Source organism: Bradyrhizobium sp. DOA1, assembly GCF_001593325.1.
In the GTDB taxonomy this organism is placed as follows: Bacteria; Pseudomonadota; Alphaproteobacteria; order Rhizobiales; family Xanthobacteraceae; genus Bradyrhizobium.
Map to the genome: position 1 here is coordinate 5,966,590 of NZ_JXJM01000001.1, position 19,475 is coordinate 5,986,064.

The window sequence follows — 19,475 nt, forward strand, 5'->3', positions numbered from 1 at the left end:
CACGCAGCCCTTGGGCACGCCGACGGTCTTGCAATAGACCACAGCCTGCGCCGGGCTCGTGCCCAGCGACACCATCGCCGCACCCGCCAGCGCCATGATCGTCAGCCCAGCGCTCAGCGCTCCCGCTCTTTTCGACATCTTGCTCTCCTGCTTCCCGTTCGGCGTCCCGGTGCAATTCCGGATTTCGCGGCCGACGTGCAGCCTGAATGGCAAAAGACCGTGTGCGGATACATGCCATGAAGATGGGGGTGCGGCGGCCGGGAGGACGCACCCGGTGCCATGAACATGGCATGGACCTGCGCGCCACCTTTGCGGGATCGTGCGGCCGCTTGATCCCAGGCGGGACCAACGACAATTCCAAAGAGGTGTTTTATGAAGATTTCGGTTCTTGCAGCACTGCTTCTCGCTGCCACCGCATTGTCCGCCGCTGCGCAATCGGGCCCGACGCTGCAGGAGCAGATGGCCTGCCGCGGCGATGCCAGCAAATTCTGCGCCGAGCATGTCGGCAAGCCGCCGCAGATGAATGCCTGCCTGCGTGAGAACAAGAGCAAGCTTTCGGACGGCTGCCGCAAGGTCGTGGAGTCTCGCGGAGGCTGAGCCGGCCTCGCTCCGGGTGCGCTTCCAGCGGAGCGAACCCGGCTTCCATTTCGCCGAGCTCGGCGGGTGTCAGTCGTCGTCCCCAAACAGCCTGATCTGCGGGAAGCCGCCGCGCGAACGGCCTGCATAGTCGCGCGCATCCGAATCCTCGCGGATGTTGCGCGCGACGTCGTCCCAATCGGTGCGGTCGCGCATGCCGCGCGGCTCGCGAGCCTCGTAGTAATGGCGGCGCTCGGCCCGTCGCTCGATCCGGCGTCGCTCGGACGCGGCGCGCTTCACGTCGGAATCCCTGGCTTTGGCGTAGGCGTTGTCAACCGAAACGGCCGGGTCGGCCGATGCCTGCTGCTCGGCCGGATTGACTGCTCTCGGTGACGATGCGATTGCCGGCTTGGACTGTTCCCTGACCTGCCCTTTGGCCTGTTCCTTGGGCGGCTCGACTCCAGCGGCCTGCGAAGGCGGCGGTGTCGGCGCAACATTTGCCTGAGCGGGTTGAGGGTCAGCCTTTACAGCTTCAGGCTTGGCTTCGGCCTGCGCCGGCGTGGCGATCATCGCCCCGAAGGCTTGCGAGCCGGTGAGATAATTCACGCGTTCCGATGGCGTGTTGGTCGCCGCCGGCGTGCCCGCGGATTCGGCGCGTTGCGCCATCTTGCTGGTGTCCGGGCCCTGCTTGGACGAAACCGGATTCATGATGTTGCCGGCGACGATGCCGCCGCCGAGACCAATGGCGATGGCCGCGATGATGGTTCCGGCACCGACGAAATAGGCTGTCGAGGCGCGCATTGATCCACTCCCTCTTTGGAGCGAGCAACGCACGTTGATTGCCAGATGTTCCTGGTACGAAAGCAGTTCCGAAAGGAACTTGCGCGTCAGATCTGCTGCGCGACCTTCTCCAGCCCGATGATGCGGGCGAGCTTGCGTACTTCCTCTTTCTGGTCGTCACGCAGCTGGAACAACAGCGGCATCGCCGCCGATTTCAACTGCTGGACCTCGTCGCAATTCGGATCGATCGGCACGCCAGGCGCATTCGGGTTGGAGAGCTTGTTGGCAGAGATCTTGCGGACGACGTTGCGGAGCGCGGTCTCGACCGACGGCCAATAATATTCCTGCGACGACGACAGCTTCAGGCGATCCCTGATGCCCGCGATCTGCGCGTCGGACAGCAGCGTGTAGTTCTTCTGCGGCTGCGGCTTGGCCACGACCTTCGGCTTGGCGGCGGGGACTTCGACGGCGGGTACCTCCGCCGCGGCGGGCGCCTCGTTCACGCTCGGCTTCGGCATCGGAAAGTCGGAGGGCGTAGCGGCGGCAAAAGCCTGCCGCAGCGGCTCTGTCAGCGCCGGGGCCTGGGCCAGCTTGTCGGCAGCGACCTGGACCGGCTCGAAGGCGGCCGAGGCCAGCGCCAGGGTGGGAACCAGACGATCGGCCTTGGCGGCGCGGTTGGCGGCGAGCGGCTTGGCCGGAGGCGTCTGCGAGATCATCTCCGCACTGACACTGGGCACGCTGTCACGGCCGAGAATGGCGGTCGTGGCGGCGCCGAGGACGAGAAAACAGGTCAGCACGGTGATGGTGATGGCTTTGGACAAACGTCCCTCCGGGAGCAGGCACTTCACGAGTTTGTTAACGTTGCCGAGGAAAAAGGCACGAAATAAGGCTTGAGTGTGCCTTCGTTGCGACAATCGCTATGCCGACCGCGACACGCTCCGAAAAAGCGAACTAAATCAGGCAGCTGCGCGAAGGTCGTAGGCGTTCTGGATGTCGGCGACGATCTCGGAGGCCTCCCAGACCGCGCGGGGCTCGACCGATTGCAGCGTCACCGTCCAATTGCCGCCCCGGCGGGTGCGGGGAACGCTGACGATGTCGAAGCGGACGTTGCGGCAGAGCGGGTGACGGGCCAGCGCGTGGGCCACGCGAACGCGGATTTCATCCAGCGTCGCGGCTGTCTTGCTGTTGAGATAGTCGAAATCCATCGCCTGTCCCTCTCGTCCTGATTGGCGGCCATGAGGGGATTCTTGGCGGGCGATGGTTAATCTGCCGTTAAATGGACGGGGCGGGAGAGCGCTGGATTAACCGTGGGCGGGGGTCGCGCCTCGTCTCCCGCACGGCCTACCGCCCGGCCGCATCGCGATATTCGGCAACCGTCCGGGCGACGAGATCGCCGGCGGCGAGCACCTCAGTGACACCGGAGGTCGAGTGCCCGCCGCTCCAGATGTCCCGCCAGCGCTTCGGCCGGCTTTCGCGCGCGGCAACGTCGATATCCTTGGCGATGTCGATCGCTCCATGCGCCGGCAGGTCGTCGGGATCGAGGCCTGCGGCCAGGATCGACGGCCTCAGCATGCTGGTCTGAAGACCCGTGAATGCGGTGGTGAGCAGGATGTCGTCGGCGCTGCTCTCGACCAGCATCCGCTTGTAGCGGTCGTCCGCCATGCTCTCGCGCGTCGCGATGAACTTGGTGCCCATATAACCGAGATCGCAGCCGAGCACTTCGGCAGCATGCAGCGCGCGGCCGTCGCTGATGCCGCCCGCGAGCACGATGATGCCGTCATAGAATGCGCGGACCGCGCGGACGAAGGCGAATGGATTGAGCCAGCCGGTCTGGCCGCCAGCGCCGGCCGTCAGCAGCACCAGCCCGTCGGCGCCTGCTTCGGCCGCGCGTTCGGCGTGGCGGATCGACGCGACATCGGCCAGCACCAATGCGCCGGCATCGTGCAGCGGCTTCAACACGGGCGCGGGCGAGCCGACCGAGGTGATGACGATCTCCGGCTTGTGCCGCAGCAGCACGGCGAGATCCTGCGCGAGCCGCGCGTTGGAGCGATGCACGATCAGATTGGGGCAGAGCGGCGCGGCCCTGCGTCCGGTTTGCTCCTCGTGCTGCCGCAGCCGAATCTCGATCGTGGTGAGCCAGTCATCGAGCTGTTCCGTGCCACGGCAATTCGCGGTGGGAAAGCTGCCGATCACGCCGCTCCGGCAGGCCGCGACCATCAGCTCGACGCCCGAGACCAGGAACATCGGCGCCGCGATCAGCGGCAGCGCGAGACGATCGCCGAAACGTTGCAGTCGATCCGATGGCAAGCTCGCCTCCCTGCGCGGGCTTTCATCCCGCATTCGCTGTGCTAGCGTCATCGTAACATTGGCACGTCAGAAGCCGGTGACAAAGCAACGAGGAAACATATGCCTGATCCGCTCCACGCATCGTCCCCGGCTTGTGCGCAGACGCTACGGGCGCTGTCGCGCTATCCCGATCGCACCGCCTTCGCCTGGCCCGGCGGAACGCTGAGCTATCAGGGCACTATCGACCTGATCGGACGTATCCAGGGCGTGTTCATGCGGCTCGGCCTGCAGCCCGGCGCGCGCGTCGCCTTCCTCACCGCAAACCGCGCCGACACCTGGTGCGCCGGTGTCGCGGCGCAATTGGCCCGGCTCTGCATCACCTGGCTGCATCCGCTGGGGTCGCTCGAGGACCAGCTGTTTCAGCTCGAGGATTCCGAAGCCGAGATGCTGGTGGTCGATGCCGCCGCCTTCCGCGATCGCGGCGGCGAGCTCGCTGCGAAAGCCGGGCGGCTGAAGGCCGTCTTCACCATGGGCCCGGCCGCCTACGGCGTCGACCTGTTGGCGGCGATCGAGAATGGGGGACATGCTAGCGCGCAGTGCCTCGCCGGCCCCGACGATCTCGCCACGCTGAACTACACCGGCGGTACGACCGGCAAATCCAAGGGCGCGCTGCGCTATCATCGCGAAAATGCCGGCGCCGCCGGCGCGATCCTCGCCGATTTCGAGATTCCCGAGGCCGCGCGCTATCTCACGGTCGCGCCGATCAGTCACGTCGCGGGCACGAAGGTGCTGCCGACATTGATGCGTGGCGGCACCGTGCACATGCTGAAGGGTTTCGATCCCGAAGCCGTGCTGGCCACGATCGCGCGCGAGCGCATCAACTTCACGCTGTTCGTGCCGACCATGGTCTACGTGCTGCTGGATCAGCCTGCGCTAGACAAGACGGATCTCTCCTCGCTCGAGCTGGTGCTCTATGGCGCCTCCGCGATGTCGCCGAGCCGGCTGGTCGAAGGAATCGAACGCATCGGGCCGGTGTTCTCGCAGCTCTATGGCCAGACCGAATGTTATCCCGTCTCGGTGCTGCGCAAGGCGGACCACGATCCCAGCAGGCCCGAGCTGTTCCTGTCCTGCGGCTTTCCGATCGCGGCCTGCGAGGTCAGGATCCTCGATGACGACGACCAGGAGGTGAAGACGGGCGAGGCCGGCGAGATCTGCGTGCGTGCGCCACACGTGATGGCGGAGTACTGGAAGCGGCCCGACATCACCGCCGCGACGCTGAAGAACGGCTGGGTCCACACCGGCGACATCGCGCGCAGGGACGAGCGTGGCTACATGTTCATCCTCGACCGCAAGAAGGACATGATCGTTTCCGGCGGCTTCAACATCTTCCCGCGCGAGGTCGAGGACGTGCTGTCGCAGCACGCCGACGTCGCGATGGTCGCCGTCGTCGGCATTCCCGACGAGAAATGGGGCGAGGCGGTCACGGCCGTCGTCGTGCCGCGCGAGGGCGCACGGCCAGATCCCGACGAGCTGATCAACCTCGTAAAGACGCGAAAGGGCTCGGCGCATGCACCAAAGCAGATCCAGTTCGTCAAGCAGCTGCCGATGACCGGCGTCGGCAAGGTCGACAAGAAGGTACTGCGTGCGGGCTTCTGGAGTGGGCGGGACCGAATGGTAGGGTAGAACCCCGGAATTCTACGGTGTTGTTGTGGCCGGGACACCACAATGTGCCGCGGAGTACGCGCCGACGACGCCCGCACGATTGCTCGCGAATCCGGGAATCAACTAGACCGCTGACGGGGCTGGGAAGCGGAGAGTAAAATGAGAGTCGCTTCCCTGGAAAGTGCAGTCGCCGCGATCACGTTGATCACGGCTATCATCGTGATGCTGTGGGGGATCAAGATCTTCTACGGCATGTGAACTGGCAGGATGCCGGCGTCGAACACGACTAAGCATCCCTTCCGCGGCGGCGGAAGCCTGCCGTTCAATCGGCTGAGGGCTTGCGGGGCAGCCGTTACGCTCACCGCTTCTCGATCACGAGACTCTGCACCGCCCGGCCGAAATAGCCCTGCCGGTCCGCCAGCCGCGACATCGCAAGGCCGGCGCCGTCGGGACCGATCCAGGATTCACCGTCGAGCAATATCCACTCGCCGACCGGCTGGCGCGAAAAGCTCACGGTGAGATCGGCGTTGATGTAGGTCCAGGCGCGGAAGTCGAGCGAGGAGGCGGTGCCGTTGGAGAAGTCGGCGGCGACCACGGCACGCATCGCCTGCGAGATGGTCTCGCCCTCGATGAGCGGATGGTCGACGCGAAACCAGATCGCGCCCGCGCCGGCCTGGCCGAAGCGGCCGCGCGCGGCGCGCATCGAGACCGATCGCACGAACGGGCTGGTGGCGGCGTGACCGTCCTCGACCAGCGAGTCCTCCGGTGACGGCAACGTCACCGGGAGCTCTTTGACGTTAGCGGGCAGCGTCTGCGCCTGCGCCTTGATCTTGAGCACGGTGGCACCGACCACCTGCACGCCGTCCGCCAGCAGCTTGATCTCGCAGAGCTGGATCTTGCGGCCCTCGCGCAGGATTTCGGTCGCGATCGTGAGCGGCGCGACGGGCACCGGACGCATCAGGTCGATGGTCACGCGCGCGATGTTCATCGGCACCGGTGTCGGGATGCGTTCGGCCGCCCACGTCACCAGCGACGCCGGCGCCGAACCATGCTGCATGCGCCGGTCCCAGGGACCGGCTGCGTCCGGGCTGGTGACGACGTTGTTGCCGTCGACGCGATAGATGGCGGACATGGGTTCAATCAGTCTCAGTTGACGTTCCCCGGACGCTGTGCAGCGCCTAGCGGTGCGCTGCTGATCCGGGGTCCATACGTTAGCGCGATGGGTCCCGGCTCTGCGCAGCAGCGTTGCACGCTGCAGCGCGTCCGGGACACGAGAGGGTCACAACGGCGGATCGACCGCTTCCTCGTATTCCTTCTTGAAGCGCGCGATCAGGTCGGCGGCGGGTAGGATGCCGTCGACGCTGCCGATGCCCTGGCCGCTTCCCCAGATCTCCTTCCAGGCCTTCGGCTTGGCGCGCTCGCCGGAGGCGTCGGTGCCGAAATTCATCTTGGAGGGATCGGAGGTCGGCAGGTTTTCCGGATCCATGCCGGCGGCGAGGATCGAGGGCTTCAGATAATTGCCGTGCACGCCGGTGAAGAGGTTGGAATAGACGATGTCGTCGGCGGTCGAGCCGGCGATCATCTCCTTGTAGCGCTCGACCGCGTTGGCTTCCTTGGTCGCGATGAAGGCCGAGCCGATATAGGCGAAGTCGGCGCCGAGGATGCGCGCGGCGCGGATCGCCTTGCCGTTGCCGATCGCGCCCGACAGCGCGATCGGACCGTCGAACCATTTTCGCGTCTCGGCGACGAAGGCGAGCGGTGAGATGGTGCCGGCATGGCCGCCGGCGCCGGCCGCGACCAGGATCAGGCCGTCGGCGCCCTTCTCGATCGCCTTGTGCGCGAATTTCTGGTTGATGACGTCGTGGAAGACGATGCCGCCCCAGCCGTGCACGGCCTGGTTCAGCTCCTCGCGTGCCCCGAGCGAGGAGATGATCATCGGCACCTTGTACTTGGCGCAGAGCTGCATGTCGTGGTCGAGACGGTTGTTCGACTTGTGCACGATCTGGTTGACCGCAAACGGCGCCGACGGCCTGTCCGGATGGGCACGGTCATAGGCCGCGAGCTCTTCGGTGATCCGCGCCAGCCACTCGTCGAGCAGCTCCGGCGGCCGCGCGTTCAGTGCCGGAAACGAGCCGACCACGCCCGCCTTGCACTGCGCAATCACGAGGTCGGGCACCGAGATGATGAAGAGCGGCGAACCGATCACCGGGATCGACAGGCGTCCCCTAAACAAGACAGGCATGGACATTGCGGAACGATCCTCTCTTGGCGCTCAAAATTGAAGATTGGAATGATACCAACAAGGCAATCTTTCCACTGTCAAGTATTGCGTTATGACGTCGTGCGCGGACGGGGCTGCGGCAATTCCAAATGGCGGAATTCCTACCCGTCCGCTTTCTCCGTCATTGCGAACGAAGCGAAGCAATCCAGACTGTTTCCGCGGAGGCAGCCTGGATTGCTTCGTCGCAAGAGCTCCTCGCAATGACGCCGCGAGAGCTGCTTACAATCAACCGCTACCCGATCAAATCCGGATTGATCAGCCGCTCGAACGAGAACATCTCGTCCCATCTCTCCTGCGTCAGCAGCTTACGTTCGACCACGACGATCTGGTGCAGCGACTTGCCGCTCTTGTAGCCCTCGCGCGCGATCTCGGCGCATTGCTTGTAGCCGAGCAGCGGCTTCAGCACGGTGACGATGCCGAGCGAGTTCAGCACCATGTTGCGGGTATGCTCCTCGTTGGCGGTGATGCCCACGACGCAATTCTCGCGCAGGCTGTTGACGGCACGCTCCATGGTTCGGATCGAGAAGAACAGCGCAAACGAGATCACCGGCTCCATCACGTTGAGCTGGAGCTGGCCGGCGGAGGCCGCCAGCGTCACCGTGGTGTCGAGGCCGATGACGAGGAAGCTGGTCTGGTTGACCACTTCGGGGATCACCGGATTGACCTTGCCGGGCATGATCGAGGAGCCCGGCTGAAGCTGCGGGAGGTTGATCTCGTTGAAGCCGGCGCGCGGGCCCGAGGCAAGCAGGCGAATGTCGTTGCAGATCTTGGTCAGCTTGCTGGCGGTGCGCTTGAGGACGCCGGAGAGCTGCACATAGGCGCCGGTGTCGGAGGTCGCCTCGACGAGATCACCGGCGAGGATGAAGTCGACGCCGGTGAGCGCACTGAGATGCCGGACCGCGAGCTTGGGATAGCCGACGGCCGCGGTCACGGAGGTGCCGATCGCGGTGGCGCCGAGATTGATCTCGCGCAGCAAGGCGCGCGCTTCCGAGATGCGATCGACCTCCTCGCCGATCGTGGTGCCCCAGCCCCGGAATTCGGCGCCGAGCGACATCGGCACCGCGTCCTGAAGATGCGTCCGCCCCATCTTCAGCACGCGATCGAATTCGCGGCCCTTGGCGAAGAAAGCCTCCTGAAGCTGGCGCAGGGCCGTCATGTAGCTCTCGAGCCGCAGGATCAGGGCGAGACGAAATGCGGTCGGATAGGTGTCGTTGGTAGATTGGCCGTAATTGACGTGATCGTTGGGGCTGACATGCTGATAGTCGCCCTTGCCGAAGCCGAGCGATTCCAGCGCGAGGTTGGCGATCACCTCGTTGGCGTTCATGTTGGTCGACGTGCCGGCGCCGCCCTGGATGAAGTCTGTGACGAACTGGTCCATCATGTCGCCGGAGATGACGCGGTCGCAGCCCAGGATGATCGCGTCCGCGACTTTGGCGTCGATCGCGCCGAGATCGCGATTGGCCATGGCAGCGGCCTTCTTGACGTAGCCAAGCGCCTTCACGAAGTAAGGCTCCTGGTTCATCGGAATGCCGGTGATGTGGAAGTTCTCCTTACCCCGGATGGTCTGAACGCCGTAATAGATGTCGTCGGCGATCTCACGCTGTCCGAGGAAATCCTGCTCCGTACGGCTCATGGGCGCTCCTTGATGCATGCGCGCGAGTCGCTCAGTTCTGGCACAGCGCGCTGGTCACGAAAGTATCGGCGCGGCAATCGTCCGGCTTGCGCTGCCGGCCCGGGATCAGGACCTTGGCCGAGCATTTCTCGGCGGAATCGGCATTCAGGCTCTTGCCTTCCTTATAGCCCTTGCTCTGACAGAGCTGGTCAGCGGCCTGCTTGCAGTCGGGCGCGCCGTTCGATGAGGCCGGACAGGCCACGCGCCCCGACACCATGGTGGACGGCTTCGCCAGCCGCGACAGATCGTTCATGGTCTCGCTCGGGCTTTTGATCGGCGGCAGGATCGAGGGCAGCTTGTCGAACAGCTTCCCCATCTCGTTGATCAGCCCGGGATTTTCCTCACGCGGAGGCGATGGCGCGGGCGTCGACGGCGCGGCCTGCGTCCCCGGCTGCTGGAGGCCTAGCGTCGGCGGCGCAGATTGCGTCCATCCGACCCCGCCGGGGCAGAGCAGGATCAGCGCCACTACTGAAATCAGCGTTTCGAACCGCACGGCCGGATTGCCGGATCGACCCATCATCGTGGCAACGTAGCCGATGCCGGCGCCGCGGCAAAGCGGCACGGTGCTCTCGCGTGAGCATGATCTTCGCGACCGCGGCCTGTGCTCGTCGACGCGAGAGGGCTGCTTCACGCTTCGCGCTGACGCAGCCATCCCGGCTCGGATGACGCTAGATCAACTTGATCGCAATCACAAAGCCGAGCACCAGCACAATGGCGCCGAGCGCGACCCACAATCCGAGATGCCGCTCGATCCTGACCCGGATCCAATCGCCATAGCGGTTGAGCAGGATCGCAACGACGAAGAAGCGTCCGCCGCGCGCGACGATCGAGCACAGGATGAACAGGAGGATGTTGTAGCCGGCAAAGCCCGAGGTGATGGTGACGAGCTTGTAGGGGATCGGAGTCAAACCCTTGAGCAGGATGATGACCGCACCCCACTCCGCATAGGAGGCGCGGAAGGCGTCGACCTTGTCGGCGAGGCCGTAGACCTGGATCAGCCATTGGCCGACCGAGTCGAACAGCAGCGCGCCGATGGCGTAGCCGACCACGCCGCCGAGCACCGAGGTGACGGTGCAGACCGCGGCATAGAACCAGGCGCGTTCCGGGCGCGCCAGCGACATCGGAATCAGCATCACGTCCGGTGGGACCGGAAAGAAGGAGCTTTCGGCAAAAGACACAATGCCCATGATCCAGAGCGCATAGGGCTTGTGGGCGGCGTCGATGCACCAGTCGTAGATACGTTTCAGCATGGCGCCGCGATGAAGCACCATGGGACGGATTTGTCCATGCCGAGATTGAGACGAATTATGACGTTTCTAGAGCATGATCGGGAAACGTGCGCAGCGCCTTTCCGAAAAGAGCATGCTCAAACAAAAGGCTAAGGCGCGATGGCTCATTCATCCTGATCTGATCGCGCCTTAATGGCGCTTGCGTGCCCCGCGTCCTTCGAGCGCGACAATTGGCCGCCTGGCGGCAACGCGCGGTGACGCGACTTTGGGCAGCTTCATCGGTGATTTCGGCAGCTTCTCGGCAATGCCGAGCATGTCTTCACGCCGGGTCATCTCCTGCCAGACGTCCTCGGGGCGTACCCCGGCCGAGGCCCACAGCACCGTGAGATTGTAGAGCAGATCGGCGCTTTCCCGGATCACGGCCTCGCTGTCGCCATTGACCGCATCGATCACGACTTCGATGGCCTCTTCGGCCAGCTTCTTCGCCATTTTGGAAGGACCGCGCTGAAACAGCCGGGCCGTACGCGATGTTGCCGGATCAAGGTCTCTGGCCGCGAGCACAGCCAGATATAGCCGCTCAAGCGAATCACTCATGTACTCAAAACTACTCTAAACAAATGGCGAGCGCGTTAACGCGCGACAATAAAAGCAGAAAACGGGCCGCCGCCAAGCGCGACGGCCCGTCATAGTCAACCCTTCGCTGCGGGCTAGTAGCAATTCTGGTAGTAGCCCTGGCCGCAATACTCGGACGGAGCGGTGCCGCCATAGCGCTGATACTGGAAGTTCGGGCCCGGACCATAATAGGGGCCGTAGGCAGGCGCGCTGTAATAGGCCGGGCCGCCGTAATAGCCGTAGCCCGGACCGTAATCATAAGCATAGGCATCGCGGCTGGCGGCGATGGCGAGACCCGTGCCGATGGCAGCGAAAGCCGCAGCTGCGGCTACGCCGCCTCCACCACGATGCCAGTGGCGGCCGCCCGCATATGATGCGGTCGGGGCAATCGAGGTCAGCGCCAGCACCGCGGCGGTAGCAAGAACGGCCTTTCGGCCCGCAAACTTGGAGAATCGCTCGAACATGTCTTGGGCCCTCCTTTGGGACCTGGAATGGACGCCTGCGGACAGGCTCATGACCTACAAACCCGCATGACCTAAGTTGGGTTCCCCAACCCCAACGCAAGCTGAACAGGGTTGCGTAACGATGCCGCAACGCCGCTCATGCTCCGTTCATGTTGACGCGGACAGACTGACTGCCGGCCGGCGCTGCAAGCGTCACGAAATCATAACAATGCGGGACCGGCGCCACCGATGTCGGAATTCAGGACGATCGCGCTTCGTTGCCTGCTGGCCTTCTCGATCTCGCTTGCGGCGCTGATTGCACGCGATGTCGGCGCGGCCGAGACCGCCGCGCCCTCCGTCGCGATTCACTTCACCTTCGACCGTCCGCTGGACGCGAGCATGGCGCCGTTCTTCCTGGCCGCAAAGGATGGCAGCTTCGGCGCCGAGCATCTCAGCGTGTCCTTCAACACCGTCGCCGGATCGCCGGAAGCGCTCGCGCGCGTCGCCAAGGGCGACAGCGAACTCGCGCTCGTCGACATCAACGAGTTGATCCGCTTTCGCGACAAGGACCATGCGCCGCCGGTCAAGGCCGTGTTCGTGCTGTTCAACCGCGCACCCTACGCGATCGTCGCGCGCAAGAGTCGCGGCATCCAGTTGCTGCCCGACCTCGACGGCAAGACCGTCGGCGTTGCCGACAGCGATCTGTCGATGCGGTTATGGCCGGCGCTGGCGCAGCAGAACGGAATCAATGCATCGCGCGTCAAATTCCACAAGATCAGCGCGGCGGTGCGCGAGCCGATTCTCTCCGCGGGTCAGGTCGATGCGGTCGCGGGCTTAAGCTATCTCTCGGCGGTGAACCTGCGCGACCGCGGCGTGCCTGGAGCCGATCTCGTCGTGCTCCGCTATGCGGACTATGGCTGCGAAGCCTATGGCTTTGCCGTGGTGGTCAATCCCGCCTTCGCCGCAGCAAGGCCGGATGCCGTGAAGGGTTTCGTCCGCGCCTTGATCGCGGGCATCAACGCCACCGTCAGGGAGCCCGCCCGCGCGGCGGAGGAGGCCGCGAGCCGCATCGATGACGGCGACCGCAACCTGGAGCTGGAACGCCTGCGCACCGTCCTCGCCGACAACATCGTGACCGACGAGGTCAGGAACAGCGGTCTCGGCGGCGTCGACCCGGCGCGATTCGAGCGATCGGTCGGGCAGATCGCGCAGGAGTTCAAATTCCGGAAACGTCCGGCAGCGGGCGAGATCTTCGACGACCAATTCCTGCCGCCGGTGGTGGGGCGGCTGATCAACTGAGCAAAACCGCAAGCTTCCGCTGTATCTCGCGGGCGATTGCTGCTTAGAATATGGGCTCCATCTTCGCCGAGTCCTTCGCCCGCATGTCTATCTTCCGTCTCTACACCCGCGTTATCGAGCTGCTCGGCAAGGAGGCGCGGCTGGGCTGGCTGCTCGCGGTCGCCAATCTCCTGTTGGCGGCTTCGCAATTCGCCGAGCCCGTGCTGTTCGGCCGGATCGTCGACGTGCTCTCGGGCAAGACCGTCGCCGGCTCCAACTCGGCCTGGCCGTTCCTGACCGCCTGGGTCGCGTTCGGGCTGTTCACCATCATCTGCAGCGCGCTCGTAGCCCTGCAGGCCGACCGGCTCTCGCACCGCCAGCGCCAGGCGGTGCTCACCGATTATTTCGAGCACATCCTGCAACTGCCGCTGACCTTCCATTCCGGCACCCATTCGGGCCGGCTGATGAAGGTCATGCTCAACGGCACGGATGCTTTGTGGCGGCTCTGGCTCGGCTTCTTCCGCGAGCATTTCGCCGCGATCCTCTCGGTCGTGGTGCTGCTGCCGCTGTCGCTGTACCTGAACTGGCGTCTGGCGATCCTGCTGTTCGTGCTCTGCATCGTCTTCACCGCGCTGACGACCTTCGTGGTGCGCAAGACCTTCGGCATGCAGATGGAGGTCGAGGAGCATTACAGCGAACTGTCCGCGCGCGCCTCCGATGCGCTCGGCAACGTCGCGCTGGTGCAGAGCTTCGTCCGCGTCGAATCCGAGGTGAAGGGCCTGCGCTCCGTCGCGGACGAGCTGCTGGCCGCGCAGATGCCGGTGCTGTCCTGGTGGGCGCTCGTCACCGTCATCACCCGCGCCTCCACCACCATCACGGTGCTCGCGATCTTCACGCTCGGCATCGCGCTGCACGACCAGGGTCTGACGTCGGTCGGCGAGATCGTGATGTTCGTGAGCTTCGCGACGATGCTGATCCAGAAGCTCGAGCAGGTCGTCAGCTTCATCAACAACGTGTTCATGGAGGCTCCGCGCCTGCGCGAGTTCTTCAATGTGCTCGACGCCGTACCCGCGGTGCACGACCGGCCAGATGCGATCGATGCCGGCAGACTGTCGGGCCTCGTCGAGTTCAACGACGTCACTTTCTCCTATGACGGCAAACGCCCGGCGATCGAGGACCTCACCTTCACGGCGCTGCCCGGGCAGACCATCGCGCTGGTCGGTCCGACCGGCGCCGGCAAGTCGACGGCGATTGCGCTGCTGCACCGCGCCTTCGATCCGCAGTCCGGCTTCATCAAGATCGACGGCATGGACGTGCGCGGCGTGACGCTGACCTCGCTGCGACGGAACATCGGCGTCGTGTTCCAGGAGGCGCTGCTGTTCAACCGTTCGATCGCGGACAATTTGCGCGTCGGTAAGCCGGATGCGACCGAGGCCGAGATGCGCAAGGCGGCCGAGCGGGCGCAGGCGCTCGACTTCATCGAACGCAGCGGCGGCTTCGAGACCAATGCCGGCGAACGCGGCCGCATGCTGTCCGGCGGCGAGCGGCAGCGGCTGTCAATCGCCCGCGCGCTGCTGAAGGATCCCCCGATCCTGATCCTGGACGAGGCAACCAGTGCGCTCGACGCCGTCACCGAGACCAAGGTGAATGCCGCTCTCGACGAAGTGATGAGGGGCCGCACCACTTTCGTGATCGCCCACCGCCTCTCCACCATCCGCAACGCGACGCGGATCTTGGTGTTCGAGAACGGCCGGGTGATCGAAAGTGGAACTTTCGATGAACTCGTGGCCAAAGGCGGCCATTTCGCCGAGCTCGCCAGGGCCCAATTCATGGTTCAGGAACACGCACGGGCCAGCGTGACGGCGGCCGAGACTGCGGCGACGGCAGCCAAGTCCCCGTAACAAGTCCCGATAGCATCGTCGAAATTCGGCCTATTTCATTGCGGAATACCCCATCGGCCCCCCTATTCTCGACGCATCAGCCGGTATAGGTTTGCGACGCCGCAAGCGGCGGCGCTGGATTTCAAAACCGAACATCAGATCACGAGAACCGACCGTATCCGGCGGATCTCCAAGGACCGGAATCGGATAGTGCACGCCCTTCGCCCGCTGCTTCGCAAATCGCTGTTCAACCTGTTCGCCGCTGGCCTCGCATGCGCCGCATTGCTCGGGCCACGCGCGGCGAACGCCGAAGCGCTGCTGCTGATCGAGGCCGACAGCGGCAAGGTGTTGCAGGCGGAGAACGCGACCATTCCCTGGTACCCCGCTTCCGTCACCAAGATCATGACGACCTATGTGACGCTGAGGGCGGTCAAGGACGGCAGGCTGACACTGGACTCGCTGCTCACGGTGTCGCCGACGGCAGCCTCGCAATCGCCGTCGAAGATGGGTTTCCCGCCGGGAACGCAAGTCACCGTCGACAACGCGCTGAAGATGATGATGGTCAAGTCGGCGAACGACATGGCCGTGGTGCTCGCCGAGGGCGTCGGCGGCTCAGTCGACGGTTTCTCCGCGATCATGAACGACACCGCGAGGAAGCTCGGCATGACGCAGACAAGCTACGTCAATCCGAACGGCCTGCCCGCCGACGGCCAGGTCACCTCCGCGCGCGATCTCGGAATCCTGGCGCGCGCCTTCCTGCGCGACCTGCCGGAATACGAGTACTTCGTGCACATCCCGGCGATCCGCTTCGGCAAGCGCGTCACCGGCAATTTCAACAAGCTGATCGGCCGCTATCCCGGCGCCGACGGTTTCAAGACCGGATTCATCTGTGCCTCCGGCTACAACCTCGTGGCCTCCGCGACGCGCAACGGCCGCCGGCTGATCGCGGTGGTGCTGGGCGCCAATTCCGGCACCGCGCGCGCGGTGAAGGCGGCGCAGCTGCTCGAGCGCGGTTTTGCTCAAGACAATCTCACCTGGCTGCGTCCTTCGCTCGGCGCCGTCGACAATCTCGTGCCGGTCGACGCCTCGCCGCCGAACCTGCGCGACGAGATGTGCGGGCCTCACCGCAAGCGCCCCGCCAGCGATGACGACGGTGCACTGATTGCGGTCAATGGCGGCGCCGCGTCCGGATCGGCCTCGGCCACGGGCGGCGAAGCCCAGATTTCTTTCTTCACCGCCGGGCTCCAGCCGCCGATGATGAAGGCCTCCGAGCTGATGGCCTCGGCGCCGGCTGCGACCGAGCCCGTGCTGGTCTATACCGGCCCGACCCGCACCGGCACCGCCTTGATCGCCGCGGTCGCGGCCGACGCCGACCAGCAGACCGCGTCCAAGCCGCGTGGCAAGAAGTCGCGCGTTGCCAAGAAGCCGGACGCCGCCGACAAGCCGGCAGAGAAGCCCAAGGATACCAAGACGGCAGCGGCGAAGCCCGACGCCAAGCCGGCTGATGCCAAGAGCGACGGTAAGACCGCCGCCAAACCGGCCGCGGCCAAGCCGGCCGGACCCAAGCATGCCGCGGCCAAGCCCGATGCGGCGGCGAAACCTGCCGCGAAGCCCGCGGCAACCGGCGATCAGGCTGCCAAGCCCGCCAAGCCGAAGGCAGCGACGAACCCCGCCGCGACTAAGCCCGCCGCCGCCAAGCCGGCCAACAACGGCTAACGTCCCCTCGCCTCCGGAGCCGCCCGCACTTCGCACTGCGGCAGCGCGGTTTGCGATGATTCCAGTGGCTACTCTCCGACCTTTGCCCTAAGCCTCAACCGCTTGCCACCCGTTCCGGCAAGCTCGATACTGGCGGCAATGAGGCAAGCCCGAGACACAACGGGCTCAGTGAGATGAGGGGAGTTTCCATGGAGCGCATCTGGCTCAAGCAATATCCGCCCGGCGTACCCGCTGATATCGAGCCGACGCAATACGCATCGCTGGTCGACCTGCTGGAGGAGAGCTTCACAAAGTTCGCCGACCGCAAGGCGTTCATTTGCATGGACAAGTCGATCAGCTATCGCGACCTCGACCAGATGTCGGTCGCGCTCGCCGCCTATTTGCAGGGCCGTGGACTGCAGCGCGGCGCGCGCGTCGCCCTCATGATGCCGAACGTGCTGCAATATCCGGTCGCAACCGCGGCCGTGCTGCGCGCCGGCTACGCGGTGGTCAACGTCAATCCGCTCTATACCCCGCGCGAGCTCGAGCATCAGCTCAAGGACTCCGGCGCCGAGGCCATCATCGTGCTGGAGAACTTCGCGCATACCGTCGAGCAGGTGATCGCGAAGACGGGCGTGAAGCATGTTGTCGTCGCCAGTATGGGCGATTTGCTCGGCTTCAAGGGCGTGATCGTCAATCTCGTGGTTCGCCGCGTCAAGAAGATGGTGCCGGCCTGGTCGTTGCCGGGCGCGGTGTCCTTCAACGACGCGCTCTCGGCCGGCCGCGGCATGGCCTTCAACAAGCCGAAGCTGTCGCCCGGCGACGTCGCCTTCCTGCAATATACCGGCGGCACCACCGGCCTCTCCAAGGGCGCCACGCTGCTCCACCGCAACATCGTCGCCAACGTGCTGCAGAACGACGCCTGGCTCCAGCCGGCGCTCGCCGCGCCGCCGCATGTCGATCAGCTCATGATCGTCTGCGCGCTGCCGCTCTATCACATCTTCGCGCTGACGGCCTGCTACCTGCTCGCGGTGCGCGCCGGCGGCTGCAATCTGTTGATCCCCAACCCGCGCGACATCGCAGGCTTCGTCAAGGAGCTGGCGAAATACCAGGTCAACAGCTTCCCGGCCGTGAACACGCTCTACAACGGGCTGATGCATCATCCGGATTTCAAGAAGCTCGACTTCTCCAAGCTGAAGATTTCCAACGGCGGCGGCATGGCGGTGCAGCGCCCCGTGGCCGACCAATGGAAGGCGATCACCGGCTGCTTCATCGCCGAAGGTTACGGCCTGTCGGAGACCTCGCCGACGCTGACCTGCAATCCCGCGACCGCGACCGAGTTCACCGGCTCGATCGGCATTCCCGTACCCTCGACTTACATCTCCATCCGCGACGACGACGGCAATGAAGTCCCGCTGGGCCAGGCCGGCGAGATCTGCGCCAAGGGCCCGCAGGTGATGTCGGGCTACTGGAACAAGCCGGAAGAGACCGCGAAGGTGATGACCGCGGACGGCTATTTCCGCACCGGCGACATCGGCATCATGGACGAGAAGGGCTACACCAAGATCGTCGACCGCAAGAAGGACATGATCCTGGTCTCCGGCTTCAACGTCTACCCGAACGAGATCGAGGAAGTGATCGCGAGCCATCCGGGCGTGCTCGAATGCGCCGTGATCGGCATTCCCGATTCCAAATCGGGCGAAGCGGTGAAGGCCTTCATCGTGAAGAAGGACCCGAACCTCACGGCGGAAGCCGTGATCAAGTTCTGCCAGGAGCAGCTCACCGGCTACAAAGTGCCCAAGCACATCGAATTCCGCAACGACCTGCCGAAGACCAATGTCGGCAAGATCCTGCGCCGGCAGCTGCGCGACGAGAAGAAGGCGGAGGCGGCGTAAGGCCGCCATCCATTCATGCTGGAGGCCGGCGACATCACGCCATCGGGCATTCTCGCCTTCTGGCGCGAGGCCGGCCGCGCGCGCTGGTACAAGCGCAATGACGCGTTCGACGCGGAGATCAGGCGCCGCTTTCTCGCTTTGTGGCAGAAGGCGGCCGCCGGCGAGCTTGCCTCATGGGAGACGAGCGACGAGGGCGCGCTCGCGCTCGTCATCGTGCTCGACCAGTTTCCCCGCAACATGTTTCGCGGCACGCCGCAGGCTTTTGCCAGCGATGCGCTGGCGCGTGCGGTCGCCCGCCGCGCCATTGCGCGCGGCGTCGATCGCAGGGTCGATCCCATCCTGTTCGAATTCTTCTATCTGCCCTTCATGCATTCCGAGCACCTAGCCGACCAGCTGCACTGCGTCGCGTTGTTTGAGAACACCGACAATGCCGAGAACCTGAAATACGCGCGCGAGCACGCCGACATCATCGAGCGCTTCGGCCGTTTCCCCCACCGCAACAATGTCCTCGGCCGCGACAGCACCGAGGCGGAGCAGGCCTTCCTCGACGGCGGCGGGTTTGCCGGCTGATGACATCGGGGTGAACGGGCCGCCACTCCCGCGCCGCTTCTGCCGCCGGCAATATTGTGCAGGCCCGCGCCACGGTCTAAAAAGCGGGACCGAAATTCAGGGAGACTGACGATGGCGATCCAGACTGGCGACAAGCTGCCCGAGGCGAAATTCCGCGTGATGACGGCGGAAGGCCCGCAGGTGAAGACCACCGACGATATCTTCAAAGGCAAGAAGGTGGCGCTGTTCGCGGTGCCCGGCGCCTATACCGGCACCTGCCACAAGATGCATCTGCCGAGCATCTTCCTCAACGCCTACGCCATGAAGGACAAGGGCGTCGACACCATCGCCATCGTCTCCGTCAACGACGCCTTCGTCATGAACGCCTGGAAGCGCGACACCGACCAGCGCGACGAGGCCATCTTCCTCGCCGACGGCAATGCCGAATTCGCCAAGGCGATCGGCATGGAGCTGGACGCCTCCGCCAACGGCCTCGGCATCCGCTCCAAGCGCTATTCGATGCTGGTCGAGGACGGCGTGGTGAAGAAGCTGAACCTCGAGGCGATGCCCGGCAAGGTCGAGGTCTCCGGCGGCGATACACTGCTCGGGCAGCTGTAAGCCGGCGCTCGCGCCGCTT

General features: G+C 64.8%; 19 protein-coding genes. 8 read left to right on the plus strand and 11 right to left on the minus strand.

Annotated features, from left to right (window positions below; all coding sequences use genetic code 11):
• The first annotated feature begins 372 nt into the window (after window positions 1-372).
• The gene (locus SE91_RS27535; RefSeq protein ID WP_008543201.1) at window positions 373-597 is read left to right on the plus strand and encodes a cysteine rich repeat-containing protein; all 225 of its coding nucleotides are present in this window, start codon (window positions 373-375) and stop codon (window positions 595-597) included.
• A 69-nt stretch (window positions 598-666) separates the two neighbouring features.
• On the opposite strand, the gene SE91_RS27540 is transcribed toward SE91_RS27535, so the two are convergent.
• The 4 genes from SE91_RS27540 to SE91_RS27555 all read right to left on the minus strand — a co-directional run bounded on the left by SE91_RS27540 (window position 667) and on the right by SE91_RS27555 (window position 3,663).
• Window positions 667-1,377: a hypothetical protein gene (locus SE91_RS27540; RefSeq protein WP_061849879.1), complete on the minus strand. Its 711-nt coding sequence runs from the start codon at window positions 1,375-1,377 to the stop codon at window positions 667-669.
• Window positions 1,378-1,463: 86 nt separating this feature from the next.
• Window positions 1,464-2,177, minus strand: a complete 714-nt coding sequence (locus SE91_RS27545) for a hypothetical protein (protein WP_061849880.1) — start codon at window positions 2,175-2,177, stop codon at window positions 1,464-1,466.
• Window positions 2,178-2,312: 135 nt separating this feature from the next.
• Window positions 2,313-2,561, minus strand: coding sequence for a hypothetical protein (locus SE91_RS27550; RefSeq protein WP_061849881.1), 249 nt, complete (start codon window positions 2,559-2,561; stop codon window positions 2,313-2,315).
• 136 nt (window positions 2,562-2,697) lie between these two features.
• The gene (locus SE91_RS27555; RefSeq protein WP_061849882.1) at window positions 2,698-3,663 is read right to left on the minus strand and encodes an NAD(P)H-dependent flavin oxidoreductase; all 966 of its coding nucleotides are present in this window, start codon (window positions 3,661-3,663) and stop codon (window positions 2,698-2,700) included.
• A gap of 99 nt (window positions 3,664-3,762) precedes the next feature.
• Here SE91_RS27555 and SE91_RS27560 point away from each other — a divergent pair, with 99 nt between their 5' ends.
• Window positions 3,763-5,325, plus strand: a complete 1,563-nt coding sequence (locus SE91_RS27560; protein ID WP_061849883.1) for an AMP-binding protein — start codon at window positions 3,763-3,765, stop codon at window positions 5,323-5,325.
• A 337-nt stretch (window positions 5,326-5,662) separates the two neighbouring features.
• On the opposite strand, the gene SE91_RS27565 is transcribed toward SE91_RS27560, so the two are convergent.
• From SE91_RS27565 to SE91_RS27595, 7 genes are all read right to left on the minus strand, one after another.
• Entirely contained in the window at window positions 5,663-6,436 is a 774-nt protein-coding gene (locus SE91_RS27565) for a thioesterase family protein (RefSeq protein WP_061849884.1), read from the minus strand.
• 147 nt (window positions 6,437-6,583) lie between these two features.
• Entirely contained in the window at window positions 6,584-7,552 is a 969-nt protein-coding gene (locus tag SE91_RS27570) for an NAD(P)H-dependent flavin oxidoreductase (RefSeq protein ID WP_061849885.1), read from the minus strand.
• A 265-nt stretch (window positions 7,553-7,817) separates the two neighbouring features.
• On the minus strand, window positions 7,818-9,218 hold the full coding sequence (locus SE91_RS27575) for an aspartate ammonia-lyase (RefSeq protein WP_061849886.1): 1,401 nt from the start codon (window positions 9,216-9,218) through the stop codon (window positions 7,818-7,820).
• Window positions 9,219-9,249: 31 nt separating this feature from the next.
• Window positions 9,250-9,777: a hypothetical protein gene (locus tag SE91_RS27580; RefSeq protein ID WP_061851356.1), complete on the minus strand. Its 528-nt coding sequence runs from the start codon at window positions 9,775-9,777 to the stop codon at window positions 9,250-9,252.
• A gap of 148 nt (window positions 9,778-9,925) precedes the next feature.
• Window positions 9,926-10,507, minus strand: coding sequence for a YqaA family protein (locus SE91_RS27585; protein ID WP_008543164.1), 582 nt, complete (start codon window positions 10,505-10,507; stop codon window positions 9,926-9,928).
• A 168-nt stretch (window positions 10,508-10,675) separates the two neighbouring features.
• Window positions 10,676-11,080, minus strand: a complete 405-nt coding sequence (gene hisE / locus SE91_RS27590; RefSeq protein ID WP_008543163.1) for a phosphoribosyl-ATP diphosphatase — start codon at window positions 11,078-11,080, stop codon at window positions 10,676-10,678.
• A 113-nt stretch (window positions 11,081-11,193) separates the two neighbouring features.
• Window positions 11,194-11,562, minus strand: coding sequence for a hypothetical protein (locus tag SE91_RS27595; protein WP_008543161.1), 369 nt, complete (start codon window positions 11,560-11,562; stop codon window positions 11,194-11,196).
• A 228-nt stretch (window positions 11,563-11,790) separates the two neighbouring features.
• Between SE91_RS27595 and SE91_RS27600 the strand changes: the two genes are divergently transcribed.
• The 6 genes from SE91_RS27600 to SE91_RS27625 all read left to right on the plus strand — a co-directional run bounded on the left by SE91_RS27600 (window position 11,791) and on the right by SE91_RS27625 (window position 19,456).
• Window positions 11,791-12,840, plus strand: coding sequence for an ABC transporter substrate-binding protein (locus SE91_RS27600; protein ID WP_061849887.1), 1,050 nt, complete (start codon window positions 11,791-11,793; stop codon window positions 12,838-12,840).
• Window positions 12,841-12,923: 83 nt separating this feature from the next.
• The gene (locus SE91_RS27605; RefSeq protein WP_061851357.1) at window positions 12,924-14,720 is read left to right on the plus strand and encodes a glucan ABC transporter ATP-binding protein/ permease; all 1,797 of its coding nucleotides are present in this window, start codon (window positions 12,924-12,926) and stop codon (window positions 14,718-14,720) included.
• A 189-nt stretch (window positions 14,721-14,909) separates the two neighbouring features.
• Window positions 14,910-16,415, plus strand: coding sequence for a D-alanyl-D-alanine carboxypeptidase family protein (locus SE91_RS27610; protein ID WP_061849888.1), 1,506 nt, complete (start codon window positions 14,910-14,912; stop codon window positions 16,413-16,415).
• Window positions 16,416-16,603: 188 nt separating this feature from the next.
• A complete protein-coding gene (locus SE91_RS27615) occupies window positions 16,604-18,289 on the plus strand; it encodes a long-chain fatty acid--CoA ligase (protein ID WP_061849889.1) in 1,686 nt (561 codons plus the stop codon).
• Between the two features lie 15 nt (window positions 18,290-18,304).
• On the plus strand, window positions 18,305-18,859 hold the full coding sequence (locus SE91_RS27620) for a DUF924 family protein (RefSeq protein WP_061849890.1): 555 nt from the start codon (window positions 18,305-18,307) through the stop codon (window positions 18,857-18,859).
• Window positions 18,860-18,970: 111 nt separating this feature from the next.
• Window positions 18,971-19,456, plus strand: a complete 486-nt coding sequence (locus SE91_RS27625; RefSeq protein WP_008543132.1) for a peroxiredoxin — start codon at window positions 18,971-18,973, stop codon at window positions 19,454-19,456.
• Window positions 19,457-19,475: the final 19 nt, after the last annotated feature.